Raw genomic sequence first — 269 nt, forward strand, 5'->3', positions numbered from 1 at the left:
GGTAGCTGAAAGTGAAAAAGCGCAGCCTGAAGCGGAAGTCGTTGCACAGCCGGAACCGGTCGTAGAAGAAACGCCGGAGCCAGTGGCTATCGAACGTGAAGAACTGCCGTTGCCGGAAGACGTCAACGCCGAAGAGGTTTCGCCAGAAGAGTGGCAGGCTGAAGCGGAAACCGTAGAGATTGTCGAAGCGGCGCAAGAAGAAGCGGCTAAAGAAGAAATCACCGACGAAGAGCTGGAAGCACAGGCGCTGGCTGCCGAAGCGGCAGAAG

The 269-nt window shown here is 57.2% G+C and carries 1 pseudogene; it reads left to right on the forward strand.

The features are described from left to right. A pseudogene (locus tag R0J87_RS20840) lies at positions 1-269 on the forward strand (hypothetical protein); the annotation flags it as partial.

Origin of the sequence: Halomonas sp. SIMBA_159 (genome assembly GCF_046536035.1) — a bacterium.
In the GTDB taxonomy this organism is placed as follows: Bacteria; Pseudomonadota; Gammaproteobacteria; order Pseudomonadales; family Halomonadaceae; genus Vreelandella; species Vreelandella venusta_A.